The sequence below is a fragment of the Fortiea contorta PCC 7126 genome, assembly GCF_000332295.1.
In the GTDB taxonomy this organism is placed as follows: Bacteria; Cyanobacteriota; Cyanobacteriia; order Cyanobacteriales; family Nostocaceae; genus Fortiea; species Fortiea contorta.
This window is the reverse complement of record NZ_KB235930.1, coordinates 1129558-1144326: the sequence shown is the minus strand read 5'-3', so window position 1 is coordinate 1144326 and position 14769 is coordinate 1129558. Positions and strand designations below refer to the sequence as shown.

The 14769-nt window shown below is 42.3% G+C and carries 14 protein-coding genes; 7 read left to right on the top strand and 7 right to left on the bottom strand.

What is annotated here, in order from left to right:
• Window positions 1-17: 17 nt before the first annotated feature.
• A complete protein-coding gene (locus MIC7126_RS0105420) occupies window positions 18-563 on the bottom strand; it encodes a hypothetical protein (protein ID WP_017652113.1) in 546 nt (181 codons plus the stop codon).
• Between the two features lie 645 nt (window positions 564-1208).
• Between MIC7126_RS0105420 and MIC7126_RS0105415 the strand changes: the two genes are divergently transcribed.
• Both MIC7126_RS0105415 and MIC7126_RS0105410 read left to right on the top strand, forming a co-directional pair.
• Complete coding sequence (locus tag MIC7126_RS0105415) at window positions 1209-1832, top strand: hypothetical protein (protein WP_154655833.1); 624 nt, start codon at window positions 1209-1211, stop codon at window positions 1830-1832.
• Window positions 1833-2375: 543 nt separating this feature from the next.
• Window positions 2376-3518: an IS4 family transposase gene (locus MIC7126_RS0105410; RefSeq protein WP_017652111.1), complete on the top strand. Its 1143-nt coding sequence runs from the start codon at window positions 2376-2378 to the stop codon at window positions 3516-3518.
• 263 nt (window positions 3519-3781) lie between these two features.
• Here the strand turns inward: MIC7126_RS0105410 and MIC7126_RS0105400 are convergent, their stop codons facing one another.
• Both MIC7126_RS0105400 and MIC7126_RS0105395 read right to left on the bottom strand, forming a co-directional pair.
• Entirely contained in the window at window positions 3782-4057 is a 276-nt protein-coding gene (locus MIC7126_RS0105400) for a hypothetical protein (RefSeq protein ID WP_017652109.1), read from the bottom strand.
• 168 nt (window positions 4058-4225) lie between these two features.
• Entirely contained in the window at window positions 4226-4612 is a 387-nt protein-coding gene (locus tag MIC7126_RS0105395; protein ID WP_017652108.1) for a hypothetical protein, read from the bottom strand.
• A 119-nt stretch (window positions 4613-4731) separates the two neighbouring features.
• Here MIC7126_RS0105395 and MIC7126_RS0105390 point away from each other — a divergent pair, with 119 nt between their 5' ends.
• The 3 genes from MIC7126_RS0105390 to MIC7126_RS0105380 all read left to right on the top strand — a co-directional run bounded on the left by MIC7126_RS0105390 (window position 4732) and on the right by MIC7126_RS0105380 (window position 7343).
• Window positions 4732-5412 carry a response regulator transcription factor gene (locus MIC7126_RS0105390; protein WP_017652107.1) on the top strand — a complete coding sequence of 227 codons (681 nt, stop codon included), beginning with the start codon at window positions 4732-4734 and terminating at the stop codon, window positions 5410-5412.
• 73 nt (window positions 5413-5485) lie between these two features.
• The gene (locus MIC7126_RS0105385; RefSeq protein WP_017652106.1) at window positions 5486-6766 is read left to right on the top strand and encodes a sensor histidine kinase; all 1281 of its coding nucleotides are present in this window, start codon (window positions 5486-5488) and stop codon (window positions 6764-6766) included.
• 10 nt (window positions 6767-6776) lie between these two features.
• Entirely contained in the window at window positions 6777-7343 is a 567-nt protein-coding gene (locus MIC7126_RS0105380; RefSeq protein ID WP_017652105.1) for a DUF3124 domain-containing protein, read from the top strand.
• Between the two features lie 5 nt (window positions 7344-7348).
• On the opposite strand, the gene MIC7126_RS30160 is transcribed toward MIC7126_RS0105380, so the two are convergent.
• From MIC7126_RS30160 to MIC7126_RS0105355, 4 genes are all read right to left on the bottom strand, one after another.
• The gene (locus tag MIC7126_RS30160; protein ID WP_017652104.1) at window positions 7349-7504 is read right to left on the bottom strand and encodes a hypothetical protein; all 156 of its coding nucleotides are present in this window, start codon (window positions 7502-7504) and stop codon (window positions 7349-7351) included.
• Between the two features lie 50 nt (window positions 7505-7554).
• The gene (locus tag MIC7126_RS0105370; RefSeq protein WP_017652103.1) at window positions 7555-8772 is read right to left on the bottom strand and encodes a M20 metallopeptidase family protein; all 1218 of its coding nucleotides are present in this window, start codon (window positions 8770-8772) and stop codon (window positions 7555-7557) included.
• A gap of 166 nt (window positions 8773-8938) precedes the next feature.
• Window positions 8939-9622: a dethiobiotin synthase gene (bioD, locus tag MIC7126_RS0105365; protein ID WP_026100053.1), complete on the bottom strand. Its 684-nt coding sequence runs from the start codon at window positions 9620-9622 to the stop codon at window positions 8939-8941.
• A gap of 497 nt (window positions 9623-10119) precedes the next feature.
• Window positions 10120-11823 carry a serine/threonine-protein kinase gene (locus MIC7126_RS0105355; RefSeq protein WP_017652100.1) on the bottom strand — a complete coding sequence of 568 codons (1704 nt, stop codon included), beginning with the start codon at window positions 11821-11823 and terminating at the stop codon, window positions 10120-10122.
• Between the two features lie 688 nt (window positions 11824-12511).
• On the opposite strand from MIC7126_RS0105355, the gene MIC7126_RS0105350 reads away from it, so the two are divergent.
• Both MIC7126_RS0105350 and MIC7126_RS0105345 read left to right on the top strand, forming a co-directional pair.
• Entirely contained in the window at window positions 12512-13528 is a 1017-nt protein-coding gene (locus tag MIC7126_RS0105350; protein WP_017652099.1) for a ribose-phosphate pyrophosphokinase, read from the top strand.
• 337 nt (window positions 13529-13865) lie between these two features.
• Complete coding sequence (locus tag MIC7126_RS0105345; protein WP_017652098.1) at window positions 13866-14759, top strand: SDH family Clp fold serine proteinase; 894 nt, start codon at window positions 13866-13868, stop codon at window positions 14757-14759.
• The last annotated feature ends 10 nt before the right edge of the window (window positions 14760-14769 follow it).

The following is a 14769-nucleotide window of genomic DNA, read 5'->3' as shown; positions in this document are numbered from 1 at the left end:
CCGTTTTCTTGAAGGCGTTACGATGAAAATCTTTTTTTCAGTTCGCAAACATGCCACTCTCGCACACCCCGGTGACGTAGAATGTATTCTGCTTGCCGGATTTCATCCCCTGTTCCCTCTAGCGTCACTAAAAATTCTTCTGGAGATGTGGATGGATGATTGAGTCTAACTAGCCTTTCGGGAGCTAACCAACCTTGAAATGCACCATAAAGACCGCCAACCGCTGCACTTGCTCCACTTGCCAACAGGGTAGCTAGCACAGATTCAATTGCCAATGCTGGGCCAACACCAGGAATGATTATTATGCCAAGTCCGCCGATGAGTGCAAGGATACCCCCAGCTGTTCCTCCTGTAATTGCGCCTGCTTTGGCACCTTCTTCTGAAGTGATGGTATGATGACTCGCATCAGCGTCCTTGGGTGACTTTTCGTGTTCAGAGTTCATATTGAACACAAAAATTTTCTGCATGGGAAAGTCAATTGCTCTCAGTTCATCAAGCACCTGTGTTAGAGCCTGACGACTAGAAATGATGCAGGTAGCATGTCTAACTAGACTGAAATTCATCACAACTTCTCCTATAAAAATGTGTAAGTTAAAAACAAAGTATTAATAATCTCGAAATAGTCAGTAACTATGGTTGGCAGTGTGAGCATGAACCTTACCGTTAGAACGGCTTACATAAACAACAGCAATAAAATGCGTCATATTTGTTGCACACAACATAAGTAAAACCACGCTTTTAAAGCCTTGTTGCTTTAGCTCAATACCCTTCTATTCCACGATTGCTTATAAATGTGAACAAAAAGTGAATAAAGAAAGCACAAGGAAAAGTAAAATGTCTAAATGCTTTCTCAAACCCCAGTTTGCTTGCTCATTTCAGTAGATTCAGCAAGCAAAATGCTTAAATGCTTTCTCAAACTCCAGTTTGCTTACTCATTTCGGTAGATTCAGCAAGCAAAATGGCTGATTGCTTACTCATTTCAGTACATCGCGCATTCATTTTGGCGTTTTGGGCAAGCAATGAGGCTGATTGCTGACTCAATTTATCTGTTTGCTTTCTGAGTTGAGTAATTCACGCATTCATTTTGGTGTATCGTTGAGCCGTTAGTAAGCGATGTCTACGACGGGCGTAGCTGCAGCAGTCCGCTTCACTCAGCAAGAATCTTTTAAGGCTTACGATAGACTTTTTAGAAAGTGGAGGTGTATCAAGTGAAGTTAGATCCTAATCAAAATTATACCTTTAGTAAGTATTTTGAAAATGGTTATTATTCAGAAGACTTAGCTGATTATTTCGGATATAAATTAGTCCTAGTTAATTTAGTGTTACCACTATATCAAGGAGAGTTAGATAGATTGGCTGAACTGAGAGATAGAATTACTGAAGTACTGCCCTATGTACCTTTAACGACAGAGTTGGCAAGAAGAGAAGTAATAATATCTAAGGTAGTCTTAGAGTTAATTCATTATACAAATGTTCAGATAAGAATTGAATTTGGCATCAAAGTTTCTAATCTACTTCAGGGGAATTTAGATTATTTAATTAGAACTTATCAACCTTTGCAGTTGTTAGTAGTTGAAGCTAAATATGAGGATTTAACTAGAGGATTCACTCAATTAGTTGCCGAAATGATAGCGCTAGATCAGTGGGAAGAATCTCCTGCAATTACAGAGCAACCTATTTTGATCGGTTCTGTAACTACGGGTAAAATATGGCAATTTGCTAGATTAGATAGAGCGAACAAATATTTTGAATTAGCAATTAATAGTTATAGAGTTCCAGAAGATTTAGAAGAACTAATGCGAATTCTCCTAGCGGTCTTAAAATCAGAATAGGCGTTCTAATCCAAAGAATCTGATTTTTAACCCACATTCCGCTGCGCTCAGAGGATGTTTTAAAAGTCATGATTGATGTATCAAATATTTTTACCCCACCCTAACCCTCCCCTTATAAAGGGGAGGGAACCGGATTTTTCTTGTTTCCCCCCTTTATAAGGGGGGACTAAGGGGGGTAACAACGTAATTAAAATCACAGCCAATCACTTTTAAAACAACCTCTCATTCACACACCTACCACGACAATATCTAAAATCACAATTCAGAAGGCAGGAGGAAACCCACCCTTAAAAGCGCGAAGCGTCCTGTAGCAAGATCCCGCAGGGTACGAAGTGAAAGAACTAGGATTGAAACAATGACGTTTTATACCTCGCTGCAAGCAAATTTGTTGTATAAAAAATAATTATCTAAAAAATCTATAAAAAGCCTAAAATAGCTGGAGGGGAGACGAAACAGCCTAAAAAGCTTGGTGTATAAGATGGGTAGCGTTTTGTGATAGAAAAAGGTAGGTCTAGTTTTGTCAATAAGACCTACTTAATGATAATGTTAGCTATATTGTACCAAAAGCACTTAAAAAGTCAATTGAGTTTAGCAGAATATCTGTTGCTAAAAATTTTGATACATCTGTTGCAGTCAATCAAAGAAGTAACTTTAGAAAAATTAGCGAATGCGCTACCTTTGGGAATTAAATTTGAAAGCAGAAGAAAAAGAATACAAAGATTTTTATCATTACCAAATCTCACAATTGAAAAAGTTTGGTTGCCAATTATTCAAGAACTAATAGCAAACTACTTCCAGAATGAAAAAATTATTTATATAGCAATTGATAGGACTAATTGGAGTCGGATAAACTTATTAATGGTCAGCGTGATTTGGGATAAAAGAGCCATACCAATATATTTTAGTTTGCTGCCCAAATTAGGTAGTAGTAATCTCACGGAACAGCAGAAAATATTATCGCCAGTTATAGCAATATTGAAAGATTATAAAATCTGTGTGTTGGGGGATAGAGAATTTTGCTCGGTAAAACTAGCAAAGTACCTTCAGAGCAAGGATGTATATTTTTGTTTGCGATTGAAAAAGAATGAATTTGTAGAAATTAAACAAGATATGTTTATGGAGTTAAGCAGTTTAGGATTAACTCCTGGAGTATCTTTTTTTATCAAGGGAGTTAAGGTAACAAAGACTCAGGGTTTTATCAGTTTTAATGTGGCTGGTAAGTGGCAACGTAAAATTAACGGAGTAGCACCCAAAGAAGCATGGTTTATTTTAACAAATTTTGACACCCTAGAGTCAGCAATTGCTGCTTACAAAAAGCGATTTGATATTGAAGAAATGTTTAGAGATTTCAAAACAGGTGGCTATAACTTAGAAAACACTAATGTTCAAGGTGAACGTTTTATTTCTCTAGTTTTGTTGATAGCGATCGCTTACACCTCTGCAACAATTAATGGTCAACTTATTAAACGCAAAGGAATCCAAAAATATATAGCTCGGATTAAAGAAAGGAGTCGTTCTCAACGGAGACACAGTAGTTTTTATATCGGCTTATATGGTCAAACATGGGTACATTTCAAGGATAGCTGTATTGATTTAGTCACACAATTAATGAGAATTAATCGTAATAAGTGGAAGCATTATCAACAAGGTTTAAGAGCCATGAAGCTTATTGAATCTATATTGTAGCTTATTTCGTCTCCCCTTCAGCTAAAATAGATGTATCAACTTCTGTATTAACAAATGATGGTTACAAATATACCGTTGATTCCAAGGAAAATATACAAAGTCACCACTACTGAAGGTGAACCATTAGGAGATTGGACATATAGTGAACATACTGGTGATGCCTGGATTTTCTATTTAGCATCTATAGCCGCTACAGCAAAGATAATAGTAGAAAACACATCAATAGAAGGATTGAGATTTAATTAATCATTACCATAGGTTTTTTAATCTATTCTACTAATTCGAGAATATGGTAATCTACTTTTCAACAAAAATGGTAAGTTCTCTTGCTCATTAGCAATTTGGCTAACTAGATAATCAGGAATTGTTAAGTAGAAATTATAAATTTCAGTTCCACCGTTCCAGTTGTCATAATCTATTTGCACAATCTTGGCCGTCGCCTCTGCAAGTACCGCCACCTGTTTTGCAGAGCCAGCGTTTGCAAAAAGATTAGTTAAAGTCGCTAATAAAGGCTCTAAATTATTAAAATCAAATTCCATTGTTATAAAAAGAAAGCAATTAAAGGACAAGCAATCAACGTACAAATTGGGAAGATGTTCAATAGACCTCTTGCAAAAGTCCTAATTTTCGCGTTCTTCTTTGCGTCTTTGCGCCTTTGCGCGAAACAAAAAAAGATTTATGCAAGAAGTCTAATCGCAACTATTATGTTATTCCACAATCTCATACCGTACTAATTTCCTCACATCCTGACGAGGTAGCCCTAGTTCTTGGGCAACTGTCGCTTCTATCTGGCTGAATTCTATTGTTGGCAGTTCTAATTCCAATCGCTTCAGGATGGGGTCTGCTGTTTCGACTTCAACCTGGGTAATTCTCCTAGTTCGGTTAACAGTGGCATTAATCAGCAACACATTGACTGATAGCCGTGCTTCAAGTTGAGTATCTGACTGAAGTTTTTTTTCAGTAGAGTAAGATTGGCTTAACTCTTGAGCAGCCAAGAAACTACAGCCAAACCAAAACACGATCGCTACCAGTGGTAGAGGCAAGCAAAATTCTAATCCCAACCCTTGCAGCCAACGTTTGCTAATATGCCACACACTACACCTGCCTGTGATTTTGCCAAGTTATACTTAATCACACATTAATTCTGACTGATGAAAGACGCTGAAATTGCCTCAATGCATTATTCTGAATAAGTCCGAGCCGCACAAAGGTGATGAAAATCTTACTAGCCGAGGACGATCCAAAGCAATTAATGCCGCTGCAAACGGTTCTTTCCCAGGCTGGACACAACGTTGATGGTGTCAATGATGGAGAAACTGCTCAATGGCTTTTGACCCAAAAAGAATATGACTTGCTGATTTTGGATTGGATGTTACCCAGGATAAGTGGGCTAAGTCTGTGTCAACAGTATCGCGCTGCGGGTAAAACTGCTCCAGTATTAATGATCACAGCTAAAGATACCACACTCGATAAGGTAACAGGATTAGATGCAGGAGCAGATGATTACCTAGTCAAACCAATTGATATTATAGAATTCATGGCACGGGTGCGGGCATTAAGGAGGCGATCGCCCCTCTGGCAAGGAGACACCCTCTGTTTAGCAGACTTGCAACTTCATCTCGATAGACTAATTTTAGAGCGACAAGGGGCGATCGTTTCCCTTTCTAGCCAAGAATTTCAATTACTAGAGTATTTCCTGCGTCATCCTAGACAAGTCCTGTCTCGCCATCAAATAGAGCAAACTGTATGGGAGTGGGGTAGTGAGCCAGAGAGCAATGCAATCACCGTTCTAGTTCGGAAACTTCGCCAACGTTTGCAGACAGTTGGCGCAGCCGATTGGATTGAAACCGTCTATGGTATGGGCTATCGCCTCAGCCCTCCAGAATCATCTTGAGATTTAATTTGTGAGTCTACAATCAAGTAAAACACCTTGAATTCTGAATTCTGACTCCTGAATTCTTCTATTTGTGTTTAACCGCAGTCGTCGTAACTTAGCTGGTTGGTTTACCCTTTCAATGGGGTGCATTCTCGTTCTCTTTGCTGGGGTGATTTATCATCTTGAAGTTAAAGACAAGCTCAAAGCATTAGATCAATTGCTTTATAAAAGAGCAGAGCTAATGGCAGCCAGTTCGCAGTATCGGCTGTATCAAGGACAAAAACAAGTCGATTTAAGCAATATACCGCTATTGGGTAGTGGTTCTCACCCCGCTGATATTGAACTGGTTTATGTTCGCTGGTATGACCCAAATGGCAAACTCAAACGGTTTTTTGGTACTCCACCTCCAGACCAGTTACAAACAGCATCTGGGTTTCTCACTATTAAGTCCGTTGACCCGTTAACAGGTGAGGCGCTTTCGCTTCGTCAAGTCACGCTACCTGTTCAAGGCGGAAATTCGGTCATCGGCTATCTTCAAGTTGCTATCCCGCTGACAGAGACTCAAAACGATCTCAGACAATTTCAGTTAATGTTGACGCTGGCTGTGCCTATAGCACTGGGGTTAATTGGACTTACAGGTTGGGTGCTTGGTGGTATAGCTATGCAGCCCGTTCAGGAAGCTTATAACCAGCTGCAACGCTTTACATCAGATGCTTCTCATGAATTGCGATCGCCTCTGTCTGCCATTTTGACTAATGCCCAAGTTGGGCAGTTAATGGCGGCAGATCGTCCCCAAATCCATCCCTCACTGGAAAACATCATTGATAGCGCCAAGTCGATGAGTACCTTAGTTAATAACCTACTGCTGTTAGCTCGGCATCAGGGAAAATTAACTCCCGAATCTCTCAAAAAAGTTAATCTTAATAGCTTGCTAGAGAATTTAGCTGTTGATTACAATACTCAAGCTGCAAAAGCCTCGCTCAACTTGATCAGCCATTTACCAGAACAACCCATTGAAGTGTGGGCTGACCCTGATTTGCTGCGCCAAGCTGTTGAAAACTTGCTCAACAACGCTTGCAAATACACTTTGTCTGGTGGTAGTGTCTGGTTACGCTTAGAATTTCACCCAGATCGGGCAATAATTCAGGTCATCGATACTGGAATTGGAATTCCACAGGCAGATTTACCTTACATTTTTGATCGCTTTTACCGGGTTGACACAGAACGTGCCAGAGAAAGCGGCGGATTTGGGTTGGGATTGGCGATCGCGCAACAAATTGTCCAAGCTCACGGCGGTAACATTCATGCGATCAGCAATGAGGCTAAAGGCTCGACTTTCCAGATAAAATTACCGCTATTGAGCCATTCCTAAATCACCTTTAATGAAACTGTATCCACATTTCTATTTAGCGATCGCTGTAATTCTGCTTGCGTCTTGTAAATCAACTCAGATGCCATCAAAGTCACAACCGAATACTACTGTGGCAACTCCATCTCAAAAGGCAGTGACTTTGGCTAAAAATTTTCAAGCAGCAGCCGGTCAAACTATCTATGTTCCTGTCTATTCTCATATTTATCATCACAATCGGCAGGAGACTTTTCAACTAGCAGTTACGCTCAGTATTCGTAATACAGATTTAACCAATCCTATGATCATTACTTCTGTGCGTTATTATGACTCAGCAGGAAAATTAGTTAAGCAACATTTAGAGCGCCCTATTCAACTTGATGCCCTAGGTTCGACAGATTTTTTTGTGAATAGAAATGACACCAGCGGCGGTTTAGGAGCAAACTTTATTGTCGAGTGGGTAGCCCAAAAAGAAATCTCTGAACCGATAGTAGAGGCAGTCATGATTGGTACTGACTTTCAGCAAGGAATTTCTTTCACTAGTTCCGGTAGGGTGATTAAAAGTCAAAACAACTACAAACCCTTATCGCCAGGATCTTAAAGAAGCTATGAATTGTCCTCAAGTTGAAGCAATTGTTCATCAATAGTTTTTATGCGCGATCGCACAATTTCTTCTGAAAGAATTTGCTTCCACATTCCCTCATTAACCGCTCTTTTTTCTGCCAGCAGTAAACGGCGGCGAATAACATCGAATTCACTCAAATCGCCATTTTCAACTTTTTAAATAATCGGTATAACACCATTTCACCGCCTCAATTCAAAAACTTTTCCACACAGCGCACAAATATTTCCACACCCATAGGCAAAGCAGTTTCATCAAAATCAAATCGGGGATGATGATGAGGATAATCTAAATTTTTGCTGGGATTAGCAGCACCTAAAAAGAAATAGCAACCGGGCACAGCTTCCAAAAAATATGACATATCTTCTGCTGCCATAGTTTGGCATTCAGGAACAACACCCATCGGAGTTTCTATCACTTCTTGTGCAACTGACCGCACTAATTCAGCCACAGCGCCATCATTAATTACAGGCGGGTATAGTGCCCAATATTCCAAGTCATATTTCGCTCCATAACTCTGACAAATTCCCGCGATTACTTGCTCAATTCGCTGGTGAAAAAAGCCCTTAAAATTGGGATTAAAATAGCGCACTGTACCACTCATTCTGGCTGAATCAGCAATTACATTCCGCTTAGTACCAGCATGAAGTTCACCCACAGTGACTACCGCAGAATCAATTGGATTCACATTACGTGCCACAATACTTTGTAAAGCATTGACAATCTGGGCAGCAACCACAACCGCATCAATAGTTTGATGTGGCATAGCACCATGTCCACCTTTACCTAAAATCTGGCAATTGAAAGACTCGACCGCCGCCATTAAAGCCCCACTCCGGACACCAGCCGTCCCCAGTGGTAAATTGTTCCACAAATGCAAACCGATAATCGCATCAACATCAGGGTTTTTCAGTACCCCAGCTTCAATCATCGGCTTGGCTCCACCAGGCCCTTCTTCCGCTGGCTGGAAAATAATTTTCACAGTACCGCCAAAGTCGTGGCGATGTTGTTGGAGATAGTATGCTGTACCTAAAGCGATCGCTGTATGTCCATCGTGACCACAAGCGTGCATCACTCCATCACGCTGAGAACGATATTCCACCTCATTCAGTTCTTGAATGGGTAAAGCATCCATATCAGCCCGAATCGCCAACACTTTCTCACTGCTGACTTTTGCGCCCTTAATCACAGCCACAATACCAGTCTGGGCGACACCCGTTTGATGCTCAATTCCCCATGCTTGCAACTTCTGGGAAATGAATTCAGCAGTTAGTTTTTCTTGAAAGCCCAACTCTGGTTGTTGATGCAATCGCCGCCGCCATTCTACCAATAGAGGGTGCAATGAACGGATAGAAAGACGAACGCGAGATAAATCAACAGAAGCGGGATGTGGGAAGGTAGATACCATACAGATAGCTAACTGAAGTTATCTTTTCAGTGTGACATCCTCCCCCACTTGCTGCAAGTTTGGGCAGGGGCATTGGGCACGATCAAATCCCCATCTATCGCCTTCATCCTTCATCCTTCACCCTTCATCCTTCATCCTTCACCCTTCATCCTTCACCCTTCACCCTTCATCCTTCACCCTTCATCCTTCCTAAATCCAAGTCTGAGGCTATTTGAGCTAGTGTGTCTAAATCATCGAGTTGATCTAAGTAAGGGAAACAGCCTAAAACAGGAGTATTTGTCAGCGATCGCACTAAGTCTGCGGGCGTCAAATCGGCGATTTCTGTATCTGTACGGGGTTGTGTGCAGTTAAGTACAATGCCCTTGAGATTTACTCGTGCTTGCCTAGCTAAAGCCACATTTGCTACCGCTTGGGCGATCGCACCTAATCTCACAGGCACCACCAAAACTGTGGGTAATCGCCATTCTCCAGCTAAATCTGCTACCGTCAATTCTGCAGTCACTGGTGAGCCTAAACCCCCTAAAGCTTCAATTAAGACAAAATCCCGGCGCGATCGCAATTTAGATAAAGCTTCCCAAACCACAGCCAAATCCACACCGCGATTTTCTTTGGCTGCAGCAATGGGAGGCGCCAGCGGTGCTTGAAAATACAAAGGTGTTATTTCCTCAGCAGTCTGCTCTAAATTAAACAGCCTTTGATACCACTCGCGATCGCCCACCCCCGACTGAATCGGTTTCATAATTCCCCACCTGCAGTGGGAATAATACTTTTGCCAATAAGCCGCTAACGCTGTCGTCAAAACCGTTTTCCCAGCGTCTGTATCAGTTCCAGCAATCAGTAATGTATTCAACAACTTATTTTAATTAAGTAAACAACAATTAATATTACTTAGGCAAATAAAGCATGGGACATGGAGCACAGGGATTAAAGCATCAGCCTTTGAACCTCAAGCATGAGCCTTTAAGCCTCAAGCGTCAGCCTTTGAACCTCAAGCATGAGCCTTTGAACCTCAAGCATGAGCCTTTGAACCTCAAGCGTCAGCCTTTGAACCTCAAGCGTCAGCCTTTGAACCTCAAGCATGAGCCTTTGAACCTCAAGCATGAGCCTTTGAACCTCAAGCGTCAGCCTTTGAACCTCAAGCGTCAGCCTTTGAACCTCAAGCATGAGCCTTTAAGCCTCAAGCGTCAGCCTTTGAACCTCAACTGTGAGCCTTTGAGCCTCAAGCGTCAGCCTTTGAACCTCAACTGTGAGCCTTTGAGCCTCAAGCGTCAGCCTTTGAACCTCAACTGTGAGCCTTTGAACCTCAAGCGTCAGCCTTTGAGCTTCAAGCTTCGCCTACCCGATCCCCTAATTATTAGGAATAGTCACCGGATCGATTTGTTGAGTAGCATTTGGGTCATTTTCCGGCTCAACAGTCGGTGTTTCTACTGGTGTTTCTACTGGTGTTTCTCTTGGTGTTACCCTGGGTGTTGGTGTCAATATTGGTGTAGGAATATTCGGTATTTGTGTAGGTGTGTCCGTCGGTGTTACTGTGAGTGTTGGTACAGGCGACGGTTTAACTAATGTTTCTAAAGACACATTTAGAGAATAGTCAAGTTCTGTAATTCCTGGAGCTAGCGTCAACTCAATAGTATATCTACCATTTGTCGGTAATATACCTTCATAAGAAGATACTTCTTTCGCCTGAGCATCAATAGGTTGTTGATTAGCATCTAAAACTGTTAACAAAATACTGTTACCAGGGTCAACAAATGCATTTAACCTTAACCCCTTGCGTCCAGAAAAAGAGTATTGAATTATTTGATTTTCCTTCAGAGTACTTTCAACTGTAGCAATATTAGATGCTCCCAAATTGAGACGCTTGCTCAATCGAATCGGCTCATTAGCCGTGGGCGTAGATGTGGGCACAGGTGAAAAAGTAGAACCACCAGAAATCACAGGATCGGGAAAATTTTGTGGTGGTGTTTGTGCCGATGGAGCCTGAGATTGAGAGCGAATAGAACTTACCAGCGCCCAAGAACCAACACCCGCCAAAATCACCACAGCCGCACCGATAGCCCCAATCGCCAACGGACTATCTAAAACAGAACTTTGATTGCTAGTTGTAATTACCGGATCAGGTTTTTTAGGTGCTGCAGACGTCGCCAAATCAGGGCGTCCACCAACAGCAATTGTTTGTACTTGAGATAATTCAGGAGCAGAAACACCGGGTTGGTCTACAGATTGTAATGCCTGAGCAACATCAGCAGCACTTTGATAGCGATCGCCCGGCACATAACTTAACATCCGCTGCAAAACTTGAGCAAATCGCGGATTCACTCTCACCCATCTTTGCCAATTCCAAGTTAGTAGAGTTTCATCAAATAAATCCCCAGGTTCTCTCCCAGTCAACAAAACTATCACCGTCACCGCCAGCCCATACAAATCACTACTCGGATAAGCCGACCCTGTTTGCAATTGTTCCGTAGGCGCGTAGCCTAATTTACCCACCGTAGTCACAGGTGCTGTAGTATCGGGAGATTGCAATCGACTCGCCAGTTCTTTCACCACCCCAAAATCAATTAACACCGGTAAACCATCACCATCACGCAAAATAATATTTTCCGGAGAGATATCCCGGTGAATAATCCCCCGACTATGAATATGCTCCAACACAGGTAGCAAACGGCGGATCAACTGCAACCCTTCCACCTCTGTCAAAGATTGACCCACCGCTTGACGTTCCGCAAGTATAGTCCGGTAAGTTTTACCAGCAACATAATCTTCCACTAGAAACAAGCGTTTGTCCTGCTCAAATCTTTCTCGAAATTTCGGCACTTGCGGATGTTCGATTTGATAGAGAGTCGCCGCTTCTCGCTGAAACATTTCCTGTGCTTTTTCCCAGACATCAATCGCCGTCGTTCCCGGAATCAATTCCTTAATCGCACACAGTTCATTAAAGCGTCTGTGATCTTCTGCCAAATAAGTTTTACCAAATCCCCCCTGTCCGAGAATTTGAATTATGCGGTAACGATTTTGTAAAACAGTGCCAACTGTGATGGGTGCTTGCATGATCGATAGATAGGTTTAACGGCAACATCAGAAAAAGTCACCCACAAAGATCAGTCTTAGTGGTGACAAACAGTTATCTACAGCGATACTCTTATACACTAGCCAACGAGTAAATTTCCAGTTGGTAAATTAGATGCAGAAGCACTCCCGACAATTTTGACCCAACTGATGAACCGGAAAACTGTCATCAGCAATCAATCTTCAGACTCATAATCAAAGCTGGCAAAATTTGCCACCCCATGTCTCTAGGGTAAGTATTGTCATCATTACCCAACTCTATTTTCACACTCCATGCTCAGTACCGAAGCACAAAAACAAATAAACATCTCCACAAAACAATCGCCTTTTCCCAGAAACCTTTGTCAAGACGTTGCTTTTGCTTGATCTCTAAATTCATTTTCCGGTCAGTTTCATGAAAACACCCCCCGAATTTCTCAACCCTAGCCCCTATCCCCTAACCCCTAGCCCCTAGCCCCTAGCCCCTATTCTCGTTTTTCATTGAAAACGTCTTAAATTAGGAAATATGCACAATTAACCTCATTATTCAGTTAAGCTATCTATGGTTTGTTAACCAAAAACACTCAAAAATTATCAAACTATAATTTGAACTAGAAATGTTTTAACTTTTACAGATATTTTTTTACACTATTTCGGTTAAATTTGCTAAATTGCTGATGTTAAGATTGCCATGAATGCACATCGAGGATCTGCTGTGCTCAGTTCTGCAACTTTAAAAGTGCAGCCAGCTGCAACAGGACTGACTGAAAATCATCGCCTGCGGCTGTTTTCTGGCTCCGCTAATGTACCACTGTCTCAAGAAGTAGCTCGTTATTTGGGTATGGATTTAGGGCCCATGATCCGCAAACGATTTGCGGACGGAGAACTCTACATCCAAATCCAAGAATCGATCAGGGGTTGTGATGTCTACCTCATCCAACCAACTTGTCAACCCGTCAACGACCATTTAATGGAATTACTGATTATGATTGACGCCTGTCGTCGAGCTTCGGCTCGACAGGTGACAGCAGTAATCCCTTATTATGGTTACGCCCGCGCCGATCGCAAAACTGCCGGTAGAGAGTCAATCACAGCCAAATTGGTTGCTAACCTGATCACTGAAGCAGGCGCTAACCGCGTTTTGGCTATGGATTTACATTCTGCCCAAATTCAAGGTTATTTTGATATCCCCTTTGACCATGTTTATGGTTCACCAGTATTGCTCGATTATCTGGCTAGCAAACAACTACCTGACCTTGTAGTTGTTTCCCCCGATGTCGGCGGTGTCGCCAGAGCAAGAGCTTTTGCTAAAAAACTCAACGACGCACCACTGGCGATTATTGACAAGCGTCGCCACGCTCACAACGTCGCCGAAGTTCTCAATGTCATTGGCGATGTTAAGGGCAAAACAGCAGTGTTAGTAGACGATATTATCGATACTGGCGGTACAATTGCCGCTGGAGCGCGGTTGCTGCGTGAAGAAGGCGCACGTCAAGTGTACGCCTGTGCTACTCATGCAGTATTTTCCCCACCAGCGATAGAGCGGTTGTCTAGCGGTTTGTTTGAAGAGGTGATTGTCACCAACACAATTCCTCTACCAGAAAGCAGTCGCTTTCCCCAGTTAGTAGTGCTTTCAGTGGCTAACATCCTTGGGGAAACCATCTGGCGGATTCATGAAGATAGTTCAGTAAGTAGTATGTTCCGCTAGTAAAACAAGAACTGTCATTTTTGCTACAGTTCTCTATAAACAAATATGAAGAATGAAGGATGAAATCTGTATTGTTTCAGCCTTCAGCCTTCATTTTATTATCGGTGTTAATGTTGTAAATTCTGATACAGACTTTGTTAGCGCGCAATTGAGTAGCATGGCATCCATTGAAATTAGCAGCTAGGCTTGACTTCCTCTAATCTAGAACAACTAGAAATACGTCCATCTCCAGTCCTTAACTTCTATTCAAAATTTCTAACCCCCTAGATAGAATTAAAATCGCCTAAAAATTGTCATAATACATACCACAAGCTTAGTTTTTTCCACTATCCATCCTATGGGCTTTGGTATTGGCGATTTATTCTGGATTTTTCTTCTCCTTTCCTCTCTACAACCGATCTGGCAAAAACGTCAGACAGAATATCAGCGTGTTCGTGCTCTCCAGGAATTTCAGCAGCAACGTGGAAGTCGAGTCATCCTACTGATTCACCGCCAAGAATCCATCAGCTTATTAGGAATTCCCCTATCCCGCTACATCACAATCGAAGACTCAGAACAAATACTGCGAGCCATTCGCCTCACGCCACCAGAAGTCCCCATTGACCTGATTTTGCACACTCCCGGTGGTCTAGTCCTCGCCACAGAACAAATTGCTAGAGCCTTAATTCGTCACCCAGCAAAAGTCACCGTCTTTGTCCCCCACTACGCGATGAGTGGTGGTACTATGCTAGCCCTAGCTGCTGACGAAATTATTATGGATGCTAACGCCGTCCTCGGCCCAGTTGATCCTCAACTGGGTAACTTTCCTGCTGCTAGTATCCTCAAAGTAGTTGAAGATAAACCCGTCAGCGAAGTTGATGACCAAACGCTGATTATGGCTGACCTATCACGCAAAGCTATCCAGCAGGTACAGCGTTTTGTCAGAACTCTGCTCAAAGATAACGTACCCAAGCAAAAAGTGCAGCCGGAAAATATTGAACCGATTATCGAAGCCTTAACCACCGGGCGCGTCACCCATGATTACCCCATTACCGTAGAAGAAGCAACAGAAATCGGATTGCCGGTTAATGTTGGACTACCCCGTTCTATCTATCAACTCATGGATCTTTACCCACAGCCCCAGGGAGGACGCCCCACTGTACAATATATCCCTATGCCCTACGATGACCGTCGGCCAATGTTACCCACTCCCAAGGGTAGACCGTTAGAAGAGCCAAATCAGAGAGCTTAATACTGGTAAC

Bases quoted from the DNA above. Each gene is read 5' to 3' on its own strand.
- MIC7126_RS0105420 (WP_017652113.1), bottom strand. From the start codon at position 563: ATGAATTTCAGTCTAGTTAGACATGCTACCTGCATCATTTCTAGTCGT.
- MIC7126_RS0105410 (WP_017652111.1), top strand. From the start codon at position 2,376: ATGTTAGCTATATTGTACCAAAAGCACTTAAAAAGTCAATTGAGTTTA.
- MIC7126_RS0105400 (WP_017652109.1), bottom strand. From the start codon at position 4,057: ATGGAATTTGATTTTAATAATTTAGAGCCTTTATTAGCGACTTTAACT.
- MIC7126_RS0105390 (WP_017652107.1), top strand. From the start codon at position 4,732: ATGAAAATCTTACTAGCCGAGGACGATCCAAAGCAATTAATGCCGCTG.
- MIC7126_RS0105380 (WP_017652105.1), top strand. From the start codon at position 6,777: ATGAAACTGTATCCACATTTCTATTTAGCGATCGCTGTAATTCTGCTT.
- MIC7126_RS0105370 (WP_017652103.1), bottom strand. From the start codon at position 8,772: ATGGTATCTACCTTCCCACATCCCGCTTCTGTTGATTTATCTCGCGTT.
- MIC7126_RS0105355 (WP_017652100.1), bottom strand. From the start codon at position 11,823: ATGCAAGCACCCATCACAGTTGGCACTGTTTTACAAAATCGTTACCGC.
- MIC7126_RS0105350 (WP_017652099.1), top strand. From the start codon at position 12,512: ATGAATGCACATCGAGGATCTGCTGTGCTCAGTTCTGCAACTTTAAAA.
- MIC7126_RS0105345 (WP_017652098.1), top strand. From the start codon at position 13,866: ATGGGCTTTGGTATTGGCGATTTATTCTGGATTTTTCTTCTCCTTTCC.